This is a genomic window from Streptosporangium sp. NPDC002524 (assembly GCF_040295985.1).
Classification (GTDB): domain Bacteria; phylum Actinomycetota; class Actinomycetes; order Streptosporangiales; family Streptosporangiaceae; genus Streptosporangium.
In genome coordinates, this window is the sequence record NZ_JBEOWK010000008.1 from 48,066 (window position 1) to 67,450 (window position 19,385).

Consider the following 19,385-nt stretch of genomic DNA (forward strand, 5'->3'; position numbering starts at 1 on the left):
GAGCTCGAAACGGCCCGCGGATGAGGTCCGAGGGCAGGGCCCCACCGCTTTACCGAGTTCGCCCCCGTAACCCGGTCGAGCGGTGGGGCCAAACGCGTCTAGAGGGTCTCTCGCAGGGCAGGATCGACCGTATGGGTGACAACGACGGTCTTCTGGAGACGCTGCGGGAGTTGCGGCGGCATCTCGACCGCGAGCTGTTCCCCCTCGCGATCGGCGACGTGACGGCCGACCGCCGGGCACTGCGCGAGCTCACCGGCCAGCTCGACGACTACCTGATCCCCCGGCTGAGCGCGATCGACGCCCCGCTGCTCGCCGTCGTCGGCGGCTCCACCGGGGCCGGGAAGTCCACGCTGGTCAACTCCCTGGTCGCCGAGGACGTCTCCGAGCCGGGCGTGCTGCGGCCCACGACGATGGCCCCCACCCTGGTCACCAGCCCCGTCGACCGCGAGTGGTTCACCGCCCAGAACGTCCTGCCCGGCCTGCCGCGCGTCACCGGGAGCGGCAGGGGCGAGCCCGGCACGCTCCGGATCGTCACCGCCGCGGCCGTCCCGCCCGGCCTGGCCCTGCTCGACGCCCCCGACATCGACTCGATCGTCGCGGCCAACCGCGAGCTGGCCGCGCAGCTGCTCGCCGCCGCCGACCTGTGGCTGTTCACCACCACCGCCGCCCGGTACGCCGACGAGGTCCCCTGGAGCTTCCTGCGGTCGGCCAGGGAGCGGAGCACGGCCCTCGCCGTCGTCCTGTCCAGGGTCCCTCCCGAGGCCATGGGCGTGGTGCGCAAGGACCTCAACCGGCTGCTGGAGACGAACGGCCTGGGCGGCACGCACCTCTTCGAGGTCCCCGAGCTGACACTGCCCGACGAGAACGCCCGCCTGCCGCGCCAGGCGGTCCAGCCGATCGCCGACTGGCTCATCACCATCGCCGCCGACTCCCGTTCCCGCGCCGAGGTGGTGCGCCAGACCCTGTCCGGCGCGCTGGAGAGCCTCTCCACCCGCGTGCCCGCGCTCGCCGCGGCGGTCGACCGCCAGCACACCGGCGCCGAGGAGCTCCGCTCGACGGCGGACGCCGCCTACGCCGTGGGCCTCGCCTCCTTCGACGAGGGCATGCGGGACGGGTCGCTGCTGCGCGGCGAGGTCCTGGCCCGCTGGCAGGACTTCATCGGGACCGGTGACCTGATGCGCTCCCTGGAGAGCCGGGTCGGCAGGTTCAGGGACCGGGTCGTGGCGTTCGTCACCGGGCGGCCCGCCCCCGAGAGCGAGCTGCGCAACGCCCTGGAGAGCGGGGTGGAGGCGCTGATCAGGGCCTCGGCCGACGGCGCCGCCGAGCGCCTCCTGGAGTCGTGGTCGTCGCACCCCTCGGGCCGGGCCCTCCTGGAGCGCGAGGGGGTCGCCGTCGCCGGACGTCTCGGCCGCGCCTCCGCCGACCTGCCCGCCAGGGCGGAGGAGGCCGTCAGGGGCTGGCAGTCGTACGTGCTCGACCTGGTCCGCGAGGAGGGGGCGGACAAGCGGACCACCGCCCGCGTCGCCTCGTTCGGCCTCAACGGGGCCGGGCTGCTGCTGATGATCGCGGTGTTCGCCTCGACCGGCGGCCTGACCGGCATCGAGGTCGGCATCGCCGGAGGCACCAGCGTGCTCAGCCAGAAGGTCCTGGAGGCCGTCTTCGGCGACCAGGCCGTCCGCGACCTCACCGTCAAGGCCCGCTCCGACCTGCGCGCCCGCGTGGCGATCCTCCTCGGCCAGGACGCCGACCGCTTCACCGACCTGCTGGACGCCGTCCAGCCCCCCGAGGGCACCGCCCACGCCCTCCGCGCCACCGCCGACGCCGTACGCGAGCACCTGCGCGAGCTCCCCGTCGCGGACCGCCGGGCCGCCCTCCCCGCGGGGGCCGTCCCGCTGGCCGTGGGAGAGTCCCGGAGACCGCCCGACGGCCTCCCACGCGTGACCGGCGCGCCCGACGGCGTCCCGCGCGCCACCGGCACGGGAACCGGAGAGGCGGGCCAGGCGTGAAGCTGCTGCGACGAGAGAAGACGGTCTCGCTGGACGACCGGCTGGCGGCGCTGGCCCGCGCCGCCGACCTGGCCGACGGGAGGCTGGACGCCGACGCGGTCGCCGCCGCGCGTGCGGTGATCTCCCGCGCCGGGGTACGGGCGAGCCTGTCGGTCGACCACACCGCGGTCGCGCTGGCCGGGGCCACCGGCAGCGGCAAGTCCTCGCTGTTCAACCTGCTGTCGGGCACCTCGCTCGCCACGGTCGGCGTCACCCGCCCGACCACCTCCACCGCCCAGGCCGCCCTCTGGGAGGGCGCGGGGGCGGGGCCGCTGCTCGACTGGCTGGAGATCCCCCGCCGCCACGAGCTGCTCGACGCCTCCGGGCAGGCCGTCCAGGGCCCGTGGCACGGGAACGGCGAGAAACCCCGATCCGGCGTCGAGCGGCCGGACGGCAGGAGCGGGGCCGTGACGAACGAAGGGAGCGGGGGGACGGCGGCCGTCCCGTTCGCCATCGGAAGCCCGGCGTCCGCCGCCGTTGTCCGGCCGTCGGACGCCTCGGGTGCCTCCGCTGTCCCCGGGCAGGCGTCCGGCGCGCCTGGGCTGGACGGGGAGGCCGCCGGGCTGATCCTGCTGGACCTGCCCGACCACGACTCGATCGAGCCGTCGCACCGGCTGGAGGTCGACAGGCTCGTCGAGCTGGTCGACCTGCTGGTGTGGGTGCTCGACCCGCAGAAGTACGCCGACGCGGCCGTCCACGACCGCTACCTCCGGCCGCTGGCCCGGCACCGGGGGGTCATGGTCGTCGTCCTCAACCAGATCGACCGGCTCTCCCCGGCCGCCGCCGAGCGGTGCCTGAAGGACCTCCGGCGGCTCCTCGACGAGGACGGCCTGACCGGGGTCCCGGTGGTCGGGGTGTCCACCCGTACCGGCGCGGGCGTCCCCGAGCTGCGCTCGCTGCTCACCTCCAGGGTCGCCGACCGGCGATCCTGGTCCGCCCGGCTCGCCGCCGACGCGGGCATGGCCGCCGACGCGCTCCTCCAGGCGTCCGGCGTCGCCCCCGGCGAGACCCCTCCCGGCGCCGCGAGCGGGCCGGACGGCCTGGCGAGGCCGTTGCGGGACGCGCTGTCGCAGGCCGCCGGGGTGCCGGTCGTCGTCGAGGCCGTGGCCAAGTCCCACCGGCACCGCTCGGTCGCCGCCACCGGATGGCCGCCCACCCGATGGATCCGCCGCCTGCGCCCCGACCCGCTCCGCCGCCTCCGCCTGGACGCCGCGAGCCGGTCCGCCGCGGGGGCGAGGACGGCGGGGGAGGAGCCGGTGGAGCCGGGCGGCGTCGTCGGAAGGACGTCCATCCCCGTCGCGACCGTCGTCCAGCGTTCCCGGATGGACACCGCGATCCGCGAGGCCGCCGGGGCCGCCGCCGCGGGGCTCCCCGCACCGTGGGCCGCCGCCGTACGGCAGGCGGCGAGGTCGCGCGGGGACGAGCTGGAGGACGGCCTGGACCGGGCGGTGGCCACCACCTCGCTCGGGGTCTCCCGGCGGCCCCTGTGGTGGCGGCTGGCCGGGCTGGCGCAGTGGCTGGTGCTCGCGACGATGCTCGCCGGGGTGATCTGGCTGCTCGCCCTGGTCGCCCTCGACTATCTCCGGCTTCCGCAGCTCTACATGCCGACCGTGGGAGAGCTGCCCTGGCCGACCACGCTGCTGATCGGGGGCGTCCTGCTCGGGCTGCTGATCGCGCTGCTCTCCCGGGTGGCCGCCTGGCTCGGCGGCCGGCGCCGGGCCCGCAAGGCGGCGAAGGCACTGCGGTCGAGCGTCGACAAGGTCGGACGCGAGCTGGTGCTGGTCCCCATGGAGGAGGAGCTGACCCGGTATCAGCACTTCACCGAGGCGGTCGCGGTGGCCGGAGACGGCGCCCGCGGATAGCCCGCGGGTAGCCCGGACCGTGCCGGGCGGGCGGGTCCCCGGTAGTCCCCGGAGTCCTCGCAGTCGCCGTGGTCCCCGTAGTCGCTGTGGTCCCCCGCGGTCGCTGTGGTCGCCGTGGCCGCCGGGATCGAGCGCCTCCCGGGCGAAGGGGGACGGACCCCGGAGAAGGGATTCCGGTGTCCGTCTCTCAGGAGGCGCTCATCCGCGTCCGCTCCCACTGCCGCGCGGGACCGGTCGGGGCCGGTCGGCGCGTGACGTGGGGGGAGCGCGTCAGGAGGTGAGATTCACGTAGTAGGTCGAGTAGCCGTTCATGTCGATCAGCCGGGTGCCGACGAGCCTGGCGGCGGTGCTGCCGATGTTGACGCAGGAGTCGAAGGCGTTCTGGTAGACGTACATCGGGCCGTAGGCGCCGGTCCAGACGGCCCCGTTGGCCGCTTCGGCGTAGTAGGCGGCGTAGCGGTTGTCGGTGTTGAGGACGAACGCCTCGCCGCCCGGGTTGATGGGCCACCAGCCCCGGGTGCCCCACTGACCGTAGTCGCGGCAGCCGTCGGGACTGTAGAACATGATCGCGACCCACACCTTGGAGGTGTAGCGATTACGGAAGTGCAGCTGCATCCCTACTCCCCCGGCTCTGTGAATCGCAGGGCGAGAGGCCTGTCGTCGATCGGGTCGTCGGCCAGGGGAGGGAGATGGTCCTCGGTCTTCGCGACCACGGCGGCGCGATCCGCCGCTCCCGGTCGCTCGTCCGTCTCACCCGTGTCGGCCGCCGCCGCGCCCGCGAACGCCACCCGGGGGTCGGGAGAGCGTTCGGTGCCGTTGTCCGGCATGTGGCTCACCTACATTCGTCGAGTTCGTAGAGTGATTGCTCGACAACATACAGTCACCTCCAAGGCCATGTAAAGAATCGTTTTCATTTCCGAGGGCGGCGTGGTGGCCGGGGTCGGGGTGGGGGTCGTCAGCGGGGTCCGGGGTCCTGGGGCGGGAAGAAGTCGGCGCTCTGGACGTACTCCATCGCCTTGGCGAACGCGGGGTCGCCGAGACGGCGTTCCATCTCCTCCGGGCTCACGTCCTCCACGCGGGCCTGGATCCAGTAGAGGTTGCCCAGCGGGTCGCGCACCCGCCCGACGCGGTCGCCGAAGTACAGGTGGGTGACCTCGGTGACCGAGGTGCCGCCGGCCGCGACGGCCTGACGGTGGACGGCGTCGGCGTCCTCGACGTAGAGACGGAGGAAGGCGGGGGTCGGCGGCCACTCCGGCCGCCCGTCGAACATCATCACCACCGAGTCGCCGATCCGTACCTCCGCGTGCGCCACCCGTCCGTCCTCACCGGTCAGGCAGGCAAGCTCCTCCGCGTCGAAGGCCTCCCTCAGATAGGCGATGAGCCGCGTCGTGGCGTGAGAGATGATCCACGGCGTCACGGTGCCGTAGCCCTGGGGGATCGGCTCAAAGGACATGGACTGCCTCCTGGTTACGAATGCCTCGATGTGATGACGAAGCTAGCCCTGATACAGGTCGGTTTCTGTCCTGAATGACACCCGCCGGGTGGTGACACGCGTCCTCCTCGACACCCTGGAAAGGCTGCCGTCCTCCAGGGTGTCGAGGAAGACGGTCGCCCGGTGCTCCGGTGACGTCGCGAGGTCACGGCTGCCGACGGTGCCGTCGAGCCTGAGCCGGTTGGGGTAATCGTGGCTTCTGCTATAGTGCATAACGCAATATAGAGGAAGGCATCACCATGGCGCGACGTCCTGATCTGGTCGGCCTGACCGTGCTGGCCATGCTCTCGGTGCGTGCCGGCCATCCCTACGAGCTCCACCGCTTCATCGTCGACACGCACAAGGACTACGTGACGGGGCTGCCCAGGAGCCTCTACCACGCGGTCGAGAAGCTCGCCGGCGAGGAGCTGATCGTCCCGGTCGAGACCAGCAGAGAGGGCCGCCGTCCGGAGCGCACGGTCTACGAGATCACCGACGAGGGCCGCGAGGAGCTGGCGACCAGGCTTCGCGCGCTCCTCGAGAACCCCGGTCCCGACCGCCGTACGTTCACCGCGGCCGTCTCCCTGATGGGGACCCTGCCGGTGCCCGACGCGCTGCGCGCCCTGCGGGCCAGGGCCGCGACGATCGAGGGCCTGCTGGCCGGGATGAAGGCCCACCTGCGCGTCATGAAGGAGGGCGGACTGCCCGACATCCTGATGATCGAGGTCGACTACGAGCACACGCTGAGCGAGGCCGAGCTGGCCTGGGTGCGACGCGTCGTCGCCCGCCTGGAGTCCGGGGAACTCGACTGGTCGGGCACCGTCAGACAGGACCTGCTGTCGCAGGTGATCGACGAACCATGAGAAACGGCTGCCAGGGTGCGTCAACACCCTGGCAGCCACACATCCCAACAAGGCGCCTGCCCTGTCTGGACTCGCAACCTCCAGGATAGGCGCCGCGACCACGAGGAATCGCGCCATGTCCGTGAACACGGAGATCACCGGCCTGCTCACCCGCCTCGCCGAGGCGTGGAACGCGGGCGACGCCACCGCCTACGCCGCCCTCTTCACCGAGGACGCCGACTACATCGTCTTCAACGGCACGCACGTCGAGGGGCGGGCGGCCATCGAGTCCTCGCACCGATGGCTCTTCGACGGCCCGCTCAAGGGCTCCGCCATGTCCCTCCCGGACGACCGGATCAAGGTCAAACCGCTGGCCGAGGCGGCGGTCCTGGTGATCTCGGAAGGCGGCACCGACCTGGCGGGCGAGCTCCGCGCGTCGATCGTCTCCTTCACCGCCGTCAGCACGCCCGAAGGGTGGCGGTTCGCCTCCTTCCAGAACACCAGGGTGGCGCGGTGACGAAGAGAAAGCTGATCACCGAGGTCGCTGGGATCGTCGAGGCGCCGGTCGCCGCGGTCTTCGACGACCTGGCGGACGCGCTGCTGCCCGGCGGCAGGCGCACCGGCCGCTTCACCGTCGAGGATTTCCCCGGCCACACCTCCACGGTGGAGGTCACCGGTCACACCATCTCCTTCCAGGGCGGCTGGTGGTACCGAGGCGAGTGGAGCGTCGAACCGCACCCCCGGGGCGCCCTGCTCGTGCACCGGGTCTTCAACGTCGCGCAGTGGATGCGGTGGGGCGTGCCGGCGGCCAACCGCTTCTTCGTCGGCTTCGCGGACAGGACGCGGCAGGGGTTCGCCGAGAGTCTCGTCCGGACGGGACAGCGCCTGGGCTGTTCGACCCAGCTGACCTAGTCCGGGGAGACAGGCCGCTCGTGCGCGGGGCCGGGGGAGTCCTTCGGTCCTTCGGTCCTTCGGGGATCGGCGGGCCGCCGCCGAGGCCCCCGGCCCGGCCGCCTCAGAACGTGGCCGGGCCGGGGGCCTCGGCCCGGCCGTGTTCCGCGAGGTGGTCCGCTCACCCGGCACCGACAATTTTTCTTGTCTTGACGGCAGAAGTCATCGGTCGCTATCGTCGAGGCGTGTTCGAAGTGGGGATCTCGAACACCGCACCGCGGATCGCCGCGAACGGCAACGCCACCAAGGAGTCATGAAATGTCGCATGAATTTCGTCTCACCCATGACGTGGACCTCCAGGCCACCCCCGAGCAGGTCTGGGAGGCGATCGCGACAGGCCCCGGCGTCGACTCGTGGTTCATGGGCAAGAACGAGATCGAGCCTCGCGAGGGCGGCAGGACGTCCATGGCGATGCCCGGCTTCACCGGCGAGGCGACGGTCACCGCCTGGGAGCCGCCGCACCGGTTCGGCTACCGCTCGGACCCCGGCGAGGACGGCGCGTTCATGGCGTTCGAATACCTCGTCGAGGGCCGTGACAGCGGCGGCACCACGCTGCGGTTCGTGCACAGCGGCGTTCTGACCGGCGACTGGGAGGCGGAGTACGACGCGCTCCGCAAGGGCAACCCGCTCTACCTGCGGACTCTCGCGCGGTATCTGGAGCACTTCCCGGGCCGCACCGCCGTGCCGGTCGCCGCGTTCGGCCCGCAGCAGCCCGACCAGGACCGGGTCTGGGCCGGCCTCACCCGCGCCGTCGGCCTGTCCGAGCAGGTGAGGGAGGGTGACAAGGTGCACTTCACGGTCGCGGGACAGACCGTCGACGGGGTGGTCGACACGGTGCTCGCCCCCGGTTTCCTGGGGGTGCGGACCGACGACGCGCTGCTGCGGTTCGTCGGGGGCGGCGGCGTCATCATGACCGGCCACCACGTCTTCGCCGACGTCGACCGGGCCGACGCCGAGCGGACCTGGGGCGAGTGGCTCGCGTCCGTCTACGCCTGAGCCGTCTTCCCAAGCCTGAGCCGTTGTCCTACGCCTGAGCCGTCGTCTTACGCCTGAGCCGTCTTCCTACGCTTGAGCCGCCCCCACCCCACTCCCACCCCCACCGCCCGTCGCCCTTCTGCCGAGGGGCGGCGGGCGGTTGGCGGGTGTGCGGATGTGCGGGTGTGCGGGTGGAATCCGCTCAGGCCATCGTCACCGGTAGCGGAAGCCGTCGAAGAAGCGGCGGAAGACGCCGCCGACGCGGGGCAGGGGCTCGGCCGGTGGCGGCGCCTGCGCGCGCTGCCTGGCGATGGGCTGGTCGTAGTCGGTGCGTGCGATGGCGTCGAGGACCTGCTGCTCGTCGAAGTCCTCGGACCCCTCGATCACGGGGACGAAACCGACCAGCATCCCGTTGCGCATCACCTGGGCTTCGAGGCCCGCGGTGCCGTCGGTGTCCCATTCGGCCTCGCGCCCGTCGGGCAGTGACACGCGTATCCCGAACTGATACACGCCGACCCTCGCCAGGTGGCCGTCTATACCGCGATCGCGCAGCGCGTCAACGATCCGTCGTGCCCGGTTCTCTTCCACCTCTCCCAGGATAGGTCGGCCGGATCGCGTCCGCTCATACAGGTCGTACGGCTCGTGCGGGGCGGGCCGGCGCGTCCGGCCACGCGGGGGAGTCCGGGGTCACCAGGTGTCGCACCGGAGTGTGCGGGGCCGCGCGGTGGCGTCCGGTGGCGTCCGGTGTCGGTCGGTGTCGGCCGGTGTGGAACGGTGGTGGCCGGTGAATCCGAGGGGTCCTCACATCCAGCTGGCGGCGGACGGTAACCCATCCGAAATGTCGCGACAACTCGTATATCGCACGCTTTGCGAGTGATCATCGCTTCCTCGGACGAACCGGCCGAGGCGAGACCTTCACCGAAGCCCGGCGTCGCGGGCCGGTGTCTTCCGTGGGGCCGGACGCCTTGGCCGCTGAGATCCCCCCTCCTCGGTCGGGGAATTGTCCTTCCAAGGACATGCCTGGTACGCGCCGCTGTCGACGTTGTAAGTTCTCGGATGCTCATATGTCCTGATCTATGCCTCGGTCACCTCGCGCGCGAACCGGCCGATTTCCCCCCGCGATCCGGAGTGATCCATGCCCGCAGCACTTGAGATCCACGGTCTGTGCAAGACCTTCGGCGAGAAGGTCGCCGTCGACCACGTGGATCTGAACATCCCCCAGGGCTCCTTCTACGGGCTCGTCGGCCAGAACGGCGCGGGCAAGACGACCACCCTGTCCATGGCCGTCGGCCTGCTGCGTCCCGACGAGGGGCACGCGCGCGTCTTCGGCGCCGACGTCTGGTCCGATCCGGCCACGGCAAAGACGCTGGTCGGCGTGCTGCCCGACGGGATGGCCATGCCCGAACGGCTCACCGGCCGGGAGGTGCTGACCTACCTCGGGCTGCTCCGCGGGCTGCCCCGCGAGGTCGTCGACCGGCGCGCCGAGGAGCTGCTGGCGGTGCTGGAGCTCGACGAGGCGGAGAAGACACTCGTCATCGAGTACTCCACCGGGATGCGCAAGAAGATCGGCCTGGCCACCGCCCTGCTGCACGCGCCGAGGCTGCTCGTGCTCGACGAGCCCTTCGAGGCCGTGGACCCGGTGTCCGCCGCGACGATCAAGACGATCCTGCGCGGTTTCGTGGCCGGGGGCGGGTCGATCGTGCTCTCCAGCCACGTCATGGCCCTCGTGGAGCAGCTCTGCGACCACGTCGCGGTGATCGACAAGGGCAGGGTCGCCGCCGCCGGACCCCTGGACGAGGTTCGCGGCACCGGCTCTCTTGAGGACACCTTCGTCGGCCTGGTCGGCACCGCCGACGGCGGAGTGAAGGAGCTGACGTGGCTGTCGAGCTGACCATGGTCACCATGAAGGTGGCCGTGCTCCGCCATTCGATGAGCGGGCAGCGGGCCGGCTTCGTCGTCATGGGCGCGCTGGTCGGGCTGGTCCTCGCGGCCGGCACGATCTTCGTGGCCCTCTCCTGGCCGGAACTGCTCCCGGCCGTCTACGCCGTCTGGATGCTGGGCTGGATCTTCGGTCCCGTCTTCGCGGGCGGCGGCGACGAGACGCTCCGCCCCGAGTACTTCACGCTGCTCGGCCTGCGACCGCGCCGCCTGGCGACGGGGCTGCTCATGGCGGCCTTCGTCGGGGCGGCACCTGTGATCAGCCTGCTCGCCCTGACCGGGCTCACGGTCTTCGGCGTACGGCAGGGGGTCGCGGCCGCGCTCGTCTCGGTCCCCGCGCTGCTGCTCCAGCTCGCGATGTTCGTCCTGCTCTCCCGGGTCGCGGTCGCCCTGCTCGGCCTGGCCCTGCGCTCCCGCGTGGGCGCGATCGGCGCCGGCCTGACCAACGGCCTGATCCTCGCCTTCCTGGGCCAGATCTGGGTCGTCTTCATGGCGCTCGGGCAGACGGCCGGTGTCCCGCCGGTGGTGACGGCGGCGACCCGCTACCTGCCCTCCGGCTGGGGGGCGGTCGCGGTCGAGGCCGCCGCGTCCGCCGACTGGCCGCGGGCCCTGGCGGCCCTCGGCGGGATGGCGCTGCTGGTCGTCCTGCTGCTGGCCGCGTGGGCGGCGCTGCTCACCCGGCGGGCCGGGGCGTCCAGGGCGGCCACGAGGGGACGGCGTCCGATCCGGGCCACCACCGCCTCCGGCGCCGTACTCGCCAAGGAGCTGCGTACCTGGTCGCGTGACCTGGTGCGCACGCACCAGCTGACCTTCGCCCTCGCCTACGGCGTGTCCTTCGCGGCGGCCCCGCTGCTGCTGGGCTGGACGGGGATGCTGCCCTGGGCGGGACCGGTCTTCGTCGTGATGGCCGCGGCCATGTCGGCCAACCTCTACGGCACCGACGGCACCGCGCTGTGGCTCACGCTCATGACGCCCGGCGCGAGCGACGTCCGGGGGCGGCAGCACGCGTGGCTGCTGACCGTCGCGCCCGTCGCCGTCGTGGTGACGGTCTCCCTCGCCGCGGTCACCGGCGGGCCGTGGCCCATCCTGCTCGCCGTCCTCCTCGCCCTGCTGGGCGGCGGCGCCGGGCTGGTCCCCCTGGTCTCGGTGTACGGGCTCATCCCCGGCACCGACCCGCACCGGCGCGGCGGCAACCCGCTGCGCTCCACGGAGGAGGAGGGCGCGGTCACCGGCATGGTGTACGCGGTGCTGGCGCTGGCGGCCCTCACCGCGGCCCCCGCGGCGATCGTGACCGGGCTGTTCGGCTGGGCGGGCGTGGCCGTCGGGGCTCTGACGGGCGTGCTCTGCTACTGGGGGTTCGGGCTGCTCGCCGAGCGGCGGCTGCTGGAGAAGGGGCCCGAACTGCTCGACACGATGCGCACCGGCCGCCGTCCGGCTCCGAAGCCGGGCGCGGGCGGCCGGCTCCCCTTCGAGGAACTGCCGCGCCACAAGCAGATCATCATCGGGTTCTGCTTCACGGTCGGCGCGATCCCGCTGTTCCCGCAGGGGCTGCTGGCCGGTTACCTCAAGGTGTCGGAAAGCCCGACGCGCGCGTGGTTCCTCGCCCTCTACCTGCCGTCGTGGCTGCAGTGGCCCACGATCGTGTTCATGGTCCTGCTGGGGGTGGGCCTCTACACGACGGGCGTGATCCTCTCCTACCGTCGCAGGGAGTCCCCGGCGGCCGGAGGTGAACCCGATGGTGAAGCCGGAGCCGACAGTGAATCCGATGGTGAAGCCGGCGGCGAATCCGATGCCGAACCCCGGGCCGAATCCCGCGGCGAACTCAGTGGCGAACCCCGCGGCGAGCTCAGCGGCGAACTCAGTGGTGGACGATGAGCCAGGTCGCGACGGCGGTGACGGTCTCCGAACGGTTGCCGATGATGTGGGGGCGGCTGCACGGGAAGGTGATGGAGTCGCCCTCGGCGAGGGTGACGACCTCCGACTCGAAGTCGATGGTGAGCTCGCCCCGGGTCACGGTCCCGACCTCGTAGCCCTCGTGCTTGAGGAAGTGGCCGTGCGCGTTGGAGATCGAGTTCGGCGGATAGGTCGACTCGAAGAACTCGACGTCGGGTGACGGCGTGGGCGAGAGCCTGCGGAAGGTGATGCCCCCGCTGAGCCGGATGGGCGCGACCTCCCACGAGCGCCGGATGGCGAACCGGCCCGCGGGGGCGTCCGGCCTCTCCGGGTCGGCGCCGGGCACCTCCGCGGTGTCGAAGACGGCGGCGAGCGGCACGCCGATCGCGGACACGAAGGCGATGAGCCTGCTGACGGACGGCCGCATCGTGCCGAGCTCGATCTGGGACACCGCGCTGGGCGAGATGCCGAGCTCGCGGGCGAGGGCCCGCAACGACATCCCCGACCGGAGCCGCAGCTCGCGGAGCCTGCGGCCGAGGTGCTCGTTCGTGATCGCCTCGATCTCCGTGCCGGGTTCCGGGGTCATGGCTGTCACGGCCTCCACACCAATTGTCACAAGGCCTTTACGCGGGCGAAATTAGGGGTCGGGTGTCAAGGCATACATTGACGGCAGCTGTTAAGTGACCACTTAACAGCCCACGCCACAGCCCTCGTAACGGCCCTCGTAACGGCCCTCGCAATGGTCTCGGCCACAGCCCTCGCCGCGGCTCCGGCCGCGGTTCGAGCCTCGGCCGCAGCTCACGCCCCGGCTCACGCCACAGCCCACGCCGCGGCCCGTCACGCGACCCCGCACGGTTGCCGCGGCCTCGCCGACACGCCATCCTCGCCCATCCTCCGAAGCCGATCCTTCGAGTTCTCCGAGCCGATCCCGAGCCGATCCCGAGCCGATCCCGAGCCGATCCCGAGCCGATCCCGAGCCGATCCCGAGTTGATCCCCGAGCCGATCCCGGGCCGGTTGCCCGGCACCTTCCGCTTCGGCACACCCGCGCGCGGGACGCACCGGTTCCCGCACCGTACCCCCCACGGAAGCTGACAATGACCGAACACAGCGCACCGTCCCAGCCGAAACTACACGACGTCGTCGAGGCCGCAGGCATGCCCGTCGGCGCCGGTCTCGTCAAGCCCGGCTACGACCCCCGGCTCGCGAACGAGGACCTCGCCCCGCTCCGCGAGCAGACGTGGTCCTCGTACAACATCTTCGCCTTCTGGATGTCCGACGTGCACAGCGTCGGCGGCTACGTCACCGCGGGCAGCCTGTTCGCCCTCGGGCTGGCGAGCTGGCAGGTCCTGTTCGCGCTGATCGCGGGCATCATCATCGTGAACGTGTTCTGCAACCTGGTCGCCAAGCCGAGTCAGGTCACCGGGGTGCCGTACCCGGTCATCAACCGGGCGATCTTCGGGGTGCGCGGCGCGAACATCCCCGCGATCATCCGGGGTCTCATCGCGATCGCCTGGTACGGGGTGCAGACCTACCTCGCCTCCCAGTCGCTCATCATCATCTTCCTCAAGTTCTGGCCCGCGTCGGCGTCGCTGAACGAGGGCGGCTTCCTCGGCCTGTCCGCGCTCGGCTACATCTGCTACGCCATCCTCTGGGTGGCCCAGGCGGCCGTGTTCTGGAAGGGCATGGAGGCGATCAGGCGGTTCATCGACTGGGCCGGGCCCGCCGTGTACGTCGTCATGGTCGTGCTCGCCGTCTACCTGGTGAGCCAGGCGGGCTGGGAGAACATCAGCCTGGACCTCTCCGAGGGCGAGAACCTCGACTTCGGCGCGTCCATCCCGGTCATGCTCAGCGCGATCGCCCTCGTCGTGTCGTACTTCTCCGGCCCGATGCTGAACTTCGGTGACTTCTCCCGGTACGGGAGGTCGTTCGCGGCGGTGAAGAAGGGCAACCTGCTCGGGCTGCCGATCAACTTCCTGTTCTTCTCGCTGCTCACGGTGGTCACCGCGTCGGCGACCGTGCCCGTGTTCGGCGAGCTCATCACCGACCCCATCCATACGGTCGAGCGCATCGACACGCCGTTCGCGATCCTGCTGGGCGGGCTCACCTTCGTCATCGCGACCATCGGCATCAACATCGTGGCGAACTTCATCTCCCCGGCGTTCGACTTCTCCAACGTGAACCCGCAGAAGATCAGCTGGCGGACCGGCGGCATGATCGCGGCGGTCGGCTCCGTGCTGCTCACGCCGTGGAACTGGTACAGCAACCCGGACGCCATCCACTACACGCTCGGCATCCTCGGCGCCCTGATCGGGCCGCTGTTCGGCATCCTGATCTCCGGCTACTACATCGTGAGCCGCCAGCGGGTCTGGGTGGACGACATGTTCACCCTCGAACCGACCGGCCGCTACTTCTTCCGGGGCGGCTACAACCCCAACGCGGTCTGGGCGACGGTGCTCAGCGGGGTCCCCGCGATCGCGTCGGTGCTGGTGCCGAAGATGGTGCTCGACCTGGGGCTCACCACGGCCGACGCGACCTGGATCGCCGACTACAGCTGGTTCGTCGGCTGCGGGCTCGGGTTCGTGGCGTTCACCGCGCTGGAGCGGATCTCGCCGAGGATCGGCGGCCTCGACCGCGACACCGAGCGGGTGTCGGACGGCACGGCCCTGGCCGGTTGATGTCCCAGATCAATATCCGGGTGATCAATCCCAACACCGCGCGGGCCATGACCGAGAACATCGGCCGGTGCGCCCGCGCGGTCGCGGCGCCGTCCACCGTCGTCACGGCCGTCAACCCGACCATGGGCCCGGAGTCGATCGAGAGCCACTACGACGAGGCCCTGTCCGTGCCGGGCCTGCTGGCGGAGATCGCGGCGGGCGAGGCGGCGGGGGCGGACGGCTATGTGATCGCCTGCTTCGGCGACCCCGGCCTCGACGCCGCCCGCGAGCTTGCCTCGGGACCGGTGGTCGGGATCGCCGAGGCGGCGATGCACGCCGCCACCCTGGTGGGCCGGAGCTTCAGCGTCGTGACGACCCTCGCCAGGACCACGGGCCGGGCCTGGGACCTCGCCACCCGGTACGGCTTCGCGGGCGCGTGCCGGGGGGTGCACGCCTGCGACATCCCCGTACTGGAGCTGGACGACCCCTCCTCGGACGCGCGGAAGGTGGTGACCGCCCTCTGCGCGGCGGCCGTGGAGCGGGACGGATGCGACTCGATCGTGCTCGGCTGCGCGGGCATGGCCTCGTTCTGCGCGGACGTCTCCCGGGCCGTCGGGGTTCCGGTGATCGACGGCGTGACCGTGGCGACCAAGCTCGTCGAGTCGCTGGTCTCCCTCGGCCTGCGGACCAGCACCCGGAGCGAGTTCGCCCCTCCGGGCCCCAAGCGGTACACGGGCCTGCTGCGCGACTTCTCCGTCTGACGTACGCGATCTGACGTCCCGTCCTCCGGCGCCGGGGCGCGGGACGGGGGTGGCCGCCGGGCGGGATCCGCCCCCGCGGGACGGCCGGGCGGGGGCGGCTCGGTAAAGCGCTTTCCAAAAAATGTCCAAGTCGCCGCGTCCGGGAACTCGCTGCTTTACGAAAAGCCGCATAACGGACTTAGGGGATGGGGTGGGTGGCCGTGCATCTGGTGTTCCAGGCAGTGATCGCCGGGGTGATCGCCGCGACCATCCTGATGGCGGTGATGGGCTGCCAGTGGCGCCGCCGCCGGCACCGGTGGCCCGCTCCGGGGAGGTCGTGGACGGACGACGGCGATGAACTCCCCGTGCTTCCGGAACCCGGGGGCCGGGACGACGGGCGCGGCGGCCTTCCGTACACGCCGAGGACGCCGGCGGTCCTCTCACCGGACATCCGGCTCGCGGGGGTCACAGGGGCGGGGTCCGGCCCAGGGGTGTCGCGGTGTCCTGGAGGGCGTTCAGCAGCGGGACGAGCAAGGGGTGCCGTTCCGCGCCCCGGCGTACGGCGGTGAAGACGCGGCGTTCGGGGCCGGGCACCGGGCGGATCACCACGCCGGACGGGTCGGTGCCGCGCAGGGCCAGGCGCGGCACCATCGCCACCCCGGCCCCGGCGGCGGCGAGCGCGACGACCGCGCTGAAGTCGTCGGAGGAGTGGGCGAACTCGGGGGTGAAGCCCGCGTGCTCGCAGGCCAGGGCGATCACGTCGTGGCAGGGGTTGCCCGGGTAGGGGCCGATCCAGCTCTCGCCCGACAGGTCCGCGACCGTCACCTCGCTCCCGGAGAGGCGATGCCCCCGGGGGAGCACCAGGTCGAACGGCTCGGAGTAGAGCGGGATGCGCGACAGCCGCCGGTCGTCCTCGGCCGGGGCCCCGCGGTACTCCACGGCCACGGCCGCCTCCACCGCGCCGTCCAGGACCATGGTCAGGCTCTGGTCGCCCTCGGCGTCCAGGACGCGCACCCGGATGCCGGGCTCCTTGTCCCGCAGGGTGCCGACGGCGGGGGCCACGACCAGCCCGATCGCGGTGGCGAAGGAGGCCACCCTCACCTCGCCCGCCGTGCCGGTCGTGTGGGCGGCGATGTCGGCCTCGGCCCGTTCCAGCTGGGCGAGGATCTCGTTGGCGTGGCCGAGGAGGATGCGCCCGACGGCGGTGAGCCGCACCCCCCGGCCGTCGCGGTCGAGCAGCCGGTGGCCCACCTCGTGCTCCAGGGCGACGAGCTGCTGGGAGACCGCCGAGGGGGTGAGGTGCAGCGCGGCGGCTGCAGCGGTGACCGTGCGGTGGTCGGCCACCGCGCGCAGGGTTCTGAGCCGCCGCGTGTCTATCACCTCTGTATTCTCGCCGAGGTCACCCGTGAACTGCGACAAATGGCCTTTTGGTGATCGTTATCGGTACTTGGTGGTGGGGTGCGGCCGGGGCTTGGTGGTGGGGTGCGGCGGTGCTCGTTCACGGGGCCGGACCGGGCCGTCGGCGTTCGGCCCGGGGGCTCGGCTCGGGATGTTCGGTCCGGGATGCCCGGCCCGAGGTGTTCGGTCCGGGGCGTGCCGGTCCGGGGCGTGCCCGGTTCGGGGCTCGGGCGCTCGGCTCGGGGCGCCCGGCCCAGGCGTGGCCGGTGTGGTCAGCCGCGGGCGGTGGCGAAGGCCGCCAGGGCGCGGTCGACGTCCTCGGCCGAGTGGGCCGCGGACAGCTGGACCCGGATGCGGGCCTGGCCGTGCGGGACCACGGGGTAGGAGAAGCCGATCACGTAGACGCCCAGCTCCAGCAGGCGTTCGGCCATCGCGGCGGCCTCGGCGGCGTCGCCGATCATCACCGGGACGATGGGGTGGTCGCCGGGCAGGATGTCGAACCCGGCCTCGGTCATGCCGGTGCGGAACCGCTCGGTGTTGGCGCGCAGCCGCGTCCGGGCCTCGTCCGAGCCGCTGATCAGGTCGAGGACGCGCAGCGACGCGGCGGCGATCACCGGGGCGAGCGAGTTGGAGAACAGGTAGGGGCGCGAGCGCTGGCGGAGCAGCTCGCAGATCTCCCTGCGCGCCGCCACGTAGCCGCCGCTGGCCCCGCCGAGCGCCTTGCCGAGCGTGCCGGTGAGGATGTCGACCCGGTCCCGTACGCCGTGCAGCTCGGGGGTGCCCCCGCCGTGCTCGCCGACGAAGCCGACGGCGTGCGAGTCGTCGACCATCACCATGGCCCCGTACCGCTCGGCCAGGTCGCAGATCTCCTCCAGCGGCGCGACGTAGCCGTCCATGGAGAAGACGCCGTCGGTGACGATCAGCCTGCGCCGGGCGTCGGCGGACTCCTTGAGGCGCGACTCCAGCTCGGCCAGGTCGCGGTTGGCGTAGCGCAGGCGCCGCGCCTTGGACAGGCGGATGCCGTCGATGACGCTCGCGTGGTTGAGCGCGTCGGAGATCACCGCGTCGCGGTCGTCGAGCAGCGTCTCGAACACGCCGCCGTTGGCGTCGAAGCACGAGCTGTACAGGACGGTGTCCTCCTGGCCGAGGAAGGCCGAGAGCCGCGCCTCCAGCTCCTTGTGCACCTCCTGGGTGCCGCAGATGAAGCGGACCGAGGCCATGCCGAAGCCCCAGCGGCCGAGGGCCTCCTGGGCGGCGGCGACCACCTCGGGGTGGTCGGCCAGGCCGAGGTAGTTGTTGGCGCAGAAGTTGAGAACCTCGCCGCCGCCCGCGACCGCGATCCCGGCGCGCTGCGGGGTGGTGATGACCCGCTCGGGCTTGAGCAGCCCGGCCTCGGCGATCTCGTTCAGGGTCGTACGGAAGTCGTCGCGGAGATTGTCGAACATCAGGCGGTCCAATCCGAGGTGATCTTGTCGGTTCCGCTGTGGACGGCACTGGGCATCGGGCCATCCAGCATCGAGCCGTCCGGCATCAGGTCGTCCGGCATCAGGTCGTCCAGTCCAGGATGATCTTGCCGGTCCTGCCTCCGGCGGCGGTGTCGAAGGCCGCGTCGAAGTCGCGGTAGGAGAAGCGGTCGGTGATCACCGGGGAGAGGTCGAGGCCCTTCTCCAGGAGCACGGACATGGCGTACCACGTCTCGTACATCTCCCGGCCGTAGATCCCCTTGAGGGTGATCATCGAGGTCACGATCGTCGCGAAGTCGACGGCGAACTCCTCGGCGGGCAGGCCGAGCATCGCGATCTTCCCGCCGTGGGACATGGAGGCGATCATGTCGCGGAGCGCCTTCGGGTTCCCGGACATCTCCAGGCCCACGTCGAAGCCCTCGCGCATGCCCAGCCCGTCCATGCCCTCCTGGACGGACGTCTCGGCGACGTTCAGGGCCAGGGTGACGCCGAGCTTGCGGGCCAGCTCCAGCCGCTCGGGGCTGACGTCGGTGACGACCACGTTGCGGGCGCCCACGTGGGTGGCGACCGCGGCGGCCATCAGCCCGATCGGCCCGGCGCCGGAGATCAGCACGTCCTCGCCGACCATCGGGAACGTCAGGGCGGTGTGCACCGCGTTGCCGAACGGGTCGAAGATCGCGGCCACGTCGAGGTCTACCGGGACCCGGTGCACCCAGACGTTGGAGGCCGGGAGCGTCACGTACTCGGCGAAGGCGCCGTCGCGGTTCACCCCCAGCCCGATCGTGCTGCGGCACAGGTGCCGACGTCCGGCCATGCAGTTGCGGCACTTGCCGCAGACCAGGTGCCCCTCGCCGCTGACCAGGTCGCCGGGGGTGATGTCCTCCACGCCCGGCGCCACCTCGACGACCTCGCCGCAGAACTCGTGGCCGATGACGAGCGGCGTCCGCAGCGTCTGCCGGGCCCACGCGTCGAAACTCCGGATGTGCAGGTCGGTGCCGCAGATCCCGGTGCGCAGCACCCTGATCAGCACCTCGCCGGGACCGACGGACGGCTCGGGCACGTCGGCCAGCCACAGGCCGGGTTCGGCCCTCTCCTTGACCAGCGCTTTCATAGCGGATTCCCCCTCAGCTCCGACCCTACGCACTGTGCCCG

General features: G+C 71.8%; 19 protein-coding genes. 10 read left to right on the plus strand and 9 right to left on the minus strand.

Annotation, left to right across the window (positions count from 1 at the left end; all coding sequences use genetic code 11):
- Positions 1-131 precede the first annotated feature (131 nt).
- Both ABT053_RS15645 and ABT053_RS15650 read left to right on the plus strand, forming a co-directional pair.
- Positions 132-2,006, plus strand: coding sequence for an ABC transporter (locus tag ABT053_RS15645; protein WP_350969700.1), 1,875 nt, complete (start codon positions 132-134; stop codon positions 2,004-2,006).
- Positions 2,003-3,907: a GTPase family protein gene (locus tag ABT053_RS15650; RefSeq protein ID WP_350969701.1), complete on the plus strand. Its 1,905-nt coding sequence runs from the start codon at positions 2,003-2,005 to the stop codon at positions 3,905-3,907. Before ABT053_RS15645 ends, ABT053_RS15650 begins: the two co-directional genes overlap by 4 nt.
- Before the next feature lie 270 nt (positions 3,908-4,177).
- Here the strand turns inward: ABT053_RS15650 and ABT053_RS15655 are convergent, their stop codons facing one another.
- The 4 genes from ABT053_RS15655 to ABT053_RS15670 form a co-directional block, all read right to left on the minus strand.
- Positions 4,178-4,522, minus strand: a complete 345-nt coding sequence (locus tag ABT053_RS15655) for a DUF1036 domain-containing protein (protein WP_350969702.1) — start codon at positions 4,520-4,522, stop codon at positions 4,178-4,180.
- A 2-nt stretch (positions 4,523-4,524) separates the two neighbouring features.
- Positions 4,525-4,734, minus strand: coding sequence for a hypothetical protein (locus tag ABT053_RS15660; protein ID WP_350969703.1), 210 nt, complete (start codon positions 4,732-4,734; stop codon positions 4,525-4,527).
- A 128-nt stretch (positions 4,735-4,862) separates the two neighbouring features.
- A complete protein-coding gene (locus tag ABT053_RS15665) occupies positions 4,863-5,360 on the minus strand; it encodes a VOC family protein (RefSeq protein WP_350969704.1) in 498 nt (165 codons plus the stop codon).
- A 42-nt stretch (positions 5,361-5,402) separates the two neighbouring features.
- Positions 5,403-5,612, minus strand: a complete 210-nt coding sequence (locus tag ABT053_RS15670; protein ID WP_350969705.1) for a hypothetical protein — start codon at positions 5,610-5,612, stop codon at positions 5,403-5,405.
- A gap of 26 nt (positions 5,613-5,638) precedes the next feature.
- On the opposite strand from ABT053_RS15670, the gene ABT053_RS15675 reads away from it, so the two are divergent.
- From ABT053_RS15675 to ABT053_RS15690, 4 genes are all read left to right on the plus strand, one after another.
- Positions 5,639-6,241 carry a PadR family transcriptional regulator gene (locus ABT053_RS15675; RefSeq protein WP_350969706.1) on the plus strand — a complete coding sequence of 201 codons (603 nt, stop codon included), beginning with the start codon at positions 5,639-5,641 and terminating at the stop codon, positions 6,239-6,241.
- A 115-nt stretch (positions 6,242-6,356) separates the two neighbouring features.
- Positions 6,357-6,737 carry an SgcJ/EcaC family oxidoreductase gene (locus ABT053_RS15680; RefSeq protein WP_350969707.1) on the plus strand — a complete coding sequence of 127 codons (381 nt, stop codon included), beginning with the start codon at positions 6,357-6,359 and terminating at the stop codon, positions 6,735-6,737.
- Entirely contained in the window at positions 6,734-7,132 is a 399-nt protein-coding gene (locus ABT053_RS15685; protein WP_350969708.1) for a hypothetical protein, read from the plus strand. Before ABT053_RS15680 ends, ABT053_RS15685 begins: the two co-directional genes overlap by 4 nt.
- A 297-nt stretch (positions 7,133-7,429) precedes the next feature.
- On the plus strand, positions 7,430-8,167 hold the full coding sequence (locus tag ABT053_RS15690) for an SRPBCC family protein (protein ID WP_350969709.1): 738 nt from the start codon (positions 7,430-7,432) through the stop codon (positions 8,165-8,167).
- A 192-nt stretch (positions 8,168-8,359) separates the two neighbouring features.
- Here the strand turns inward: ABT053_RS15690 and ABT053_RS15695 are convergent, their stop codons facing one another.
- The gene (locus tag ABT053_RS15695; RefSeq protein WP_350969710.1) at positions 8,360-8,734 is read right to left on the minus strand and encodes a hypothetical protein; all 375 of its coding nucleotides are present in this window, start codon (positions 8,732-8,734) and stop codon (positions 8,360-8,362) included.
- A 547-nt stretch (positions 8,735-9,281) separates the two neighbouring features.
- Between ABT053_RS15695 and ABT053_RS15700 the strand changes: the two genes are divergently transcribed.
- Together ABT053_RS15700 and ABT053_RS15705 are read left to right on the plus strand one after the other, a co-directional pair.
- Positions 9,282-10,037 (plus strand): ABC transporter ATP-binding protein, encoded by a 756-nt coding sequence (locus ABT053_RS15700; protein WP_350969711.1) that lies wholly within the window; start codon positions 9,282-9,284, stop codon positions 10,035-10,037.
- On the plus strand, positions 10,022-11,959 hold the full coding sequence (locus ABT053_RS15705) for a GumC domain-containing protein (RefSeq protein WP_350969712.1): 1,938 nt from the start codon (positions 10,022-10,024) through the stop codon (positions 11,957-11,959). The genes ABT053_RS15700 and ABT053_RS15705 overlap by 16 nt, the downstream gene beginning before the upstream one ends.
- Here the strand turns inward: ABT053_RS15705 and ABT053_RS15710 are convergent.
- Positions 11,943-12,563, minus strand: coding sequence for a helix-turn-helix domain-containing protein (locus ABT053_RS15710; RefSeq protein ID WP_350970003.1), 621 nt, complete (start codon positions 12,561-12,563; stop codon positions 11,943-11,945). The genes ABT053_RS15705 and ABT053_RS15710 overlap by 17 nt on opposite strands.
- Before the next feature lie 509 nt (positions 12,564-13,072).
- On the opposite strand from ABT053_RS15710, the gene ABT053_RS15715 reads away from it, so the two are divergent.
- A complete protein-coding gene (locus ABT053_RS15715) occupies positions 13,073-14,653 on the plus strand; it encodes an NCS1 family nucleobase:cation symporter-1 (RefSeq protein ID WP_350969713.1) in 1,581 nt (526 codons plus the stop codon).
- On the plus strand, positions 14,653-15,393 hold the full coding sequence (locus ABT053_RS15720; protein ID WP_350969714.1) for an aspartate/glutamate racemase family protein: 741 nt from the start codon (positions 14,653-14,655) through the stop codon (positions 15,391-15,393). Before ABT053_RS15715 ends, ABT053_RS15720 begins: the two co-directional genes overlap by 1 nt.
- Positions 15,394-15,837: 444 nt before the next feature.
- On the opposite strand, the gene ABT053_RS15725 is transcribed toward ABT053_RS15720, so the two are convergent.
- The 3 genes from ABT053_RS15725 to tdh all read right to left on the minus strand — a co-directional run bounded on the left by ABT053_RS15725 (position 15,838) and on the right by tdh (position 19,344).
- On the minus strand, positions 15,838-16,752 hold the full coding sequence (locus ABT053_RS15725) for a LysR family transcriptional regulator (protein ID WP_350969715.1): 915 nt from the start codon (positions 16,750-16,752) through the stop codon (positions 15,838-15,840).
- 290 nt (positions 16,753-17,042) lie between these two features.
- Positions 17,043-18,215, minus strand: coding sequence for a glycine C-acetyltransferase (locus ABT053_RS15730; RefSeq protein ID WP_350969716.1), 1,173 nt, complete (start codon positions 18,213-18,215; stop codon positions 17,043-17,045).
- Positions 18,216-18,315: 100 nt separating this feature from the next.
- Positions 18,316-19,344 carry an L-threonine 3-dehydrogenase gene (gene tdh / locus ABT053_RS15735; protein WP_350969717.1) on the minus strand — a complete coding sequence of 343 codons (1,029 nt, stop codon included), beginning with the start codon at positions 19,342-19,344 and terminating at the stop codon, positions 18,316-18,318.
- Positions 19,345-19,385 lie beyond the last annotated feature (41 nt).

Bases quoted from the DNA above. Each gene is read 5' to 3' on its own strand.
- ABT053_RS15680 (WP_350969707.1), top strand. From the start codon at position 6,357: ATGTCCGTGAACACGGAGATCACCGGCCTGCTCACCCGCCTCGCCGAG.
- ABT053_RS15700 (WP_350969711.1), top strand. From the start codon at position 9,282: ATGCCCGCAGCACTTGAGATCCACGGTCTGTGCAAGACCTTCGGCGAG.
- ABT053_RS15645 (WP_350969700.1), top strand. From the start codon at position 132: ATGGGTGACAACGACGGTCTTCTGGAGACGCTGCGGGAGTTGCGGCGG.
- ABT053_RS15730 (WP_350969716.1), bottom strand. From the start codon at position 18,215: ATGTTCGACAATCTCCGCGACGACTTCCGTACGACCCTGAACGAGATC.
- ABT053_RS15660 (WP_350969703.1), bottom strand. From the start codon at position 4,734: ATGCCGGACAACGGCACCGAACGCTCTCCCGACCCCCGGGTGGCGTTC.
- ABT053_RS15720 (WP_350969714.1), top strand. From the start codon at position 14,653: ATGTCCCAGATCAATATCCGGGTGATCAATCCCAACACCGCGCGGGCC.
- tdh (WP_350969717.1), bottom strand. From the start codon at position 19,344: ATGAAAGCGCTGGTCAAGGAGAGGGCCGAACCCGGCCTGTGGCTGGCC.
- ABT053_RS15690 (WP_350969709.1), top strand. From the start codon at position 7,430: ATGTCGCATGAATTTCGTCTCACCCATGACGTGGACCTCCAGGCCACC.
- ABT053_RS15715 (WP_350969713.1), top strand. From the start codon at position 13,073: ATGACCGAACACAGCGCACCGTCCCAGCCGAAACTACACGACGTCGTC.
- ABT053_RS15710 (WP_350970003.1), bottom strand. From the start codon at position 12,563: ATGACCCCGGAACCCGGCACGGAGATCGAGGCGATCACGAACGAGCAC.
- ABT053_RS15675 (WP_350969706.1), top strand. From the start codon at position 5,639: ATGGCGCGACGTCCTGATCTGGTCGGCCTGACCGTGCTGGCCATGCTC.
- ABT053_RS15655 (WP_350969702.1), bottom strand. From the start codon at position 4,522: ATGCAGCTGCACTTCCGTAATCGCTACACCTCCAAGGTGTGGGTCGCG.
- ABT053_RS15665 (WP_350969704.1), bottom strand. From the start codon at position 5,360: ATGTCCTTTGAGCCGATCCCCCAGGGCTACGGCACCGTGACGCCGTGG.
- ABT053_RS15670 (WP_350969705.1), bottom strand. From the start codon at position 5,612: ATGCACTATAGCAGAAGCCACGATTACCCCAACCGGCTCAGGCTCGAC.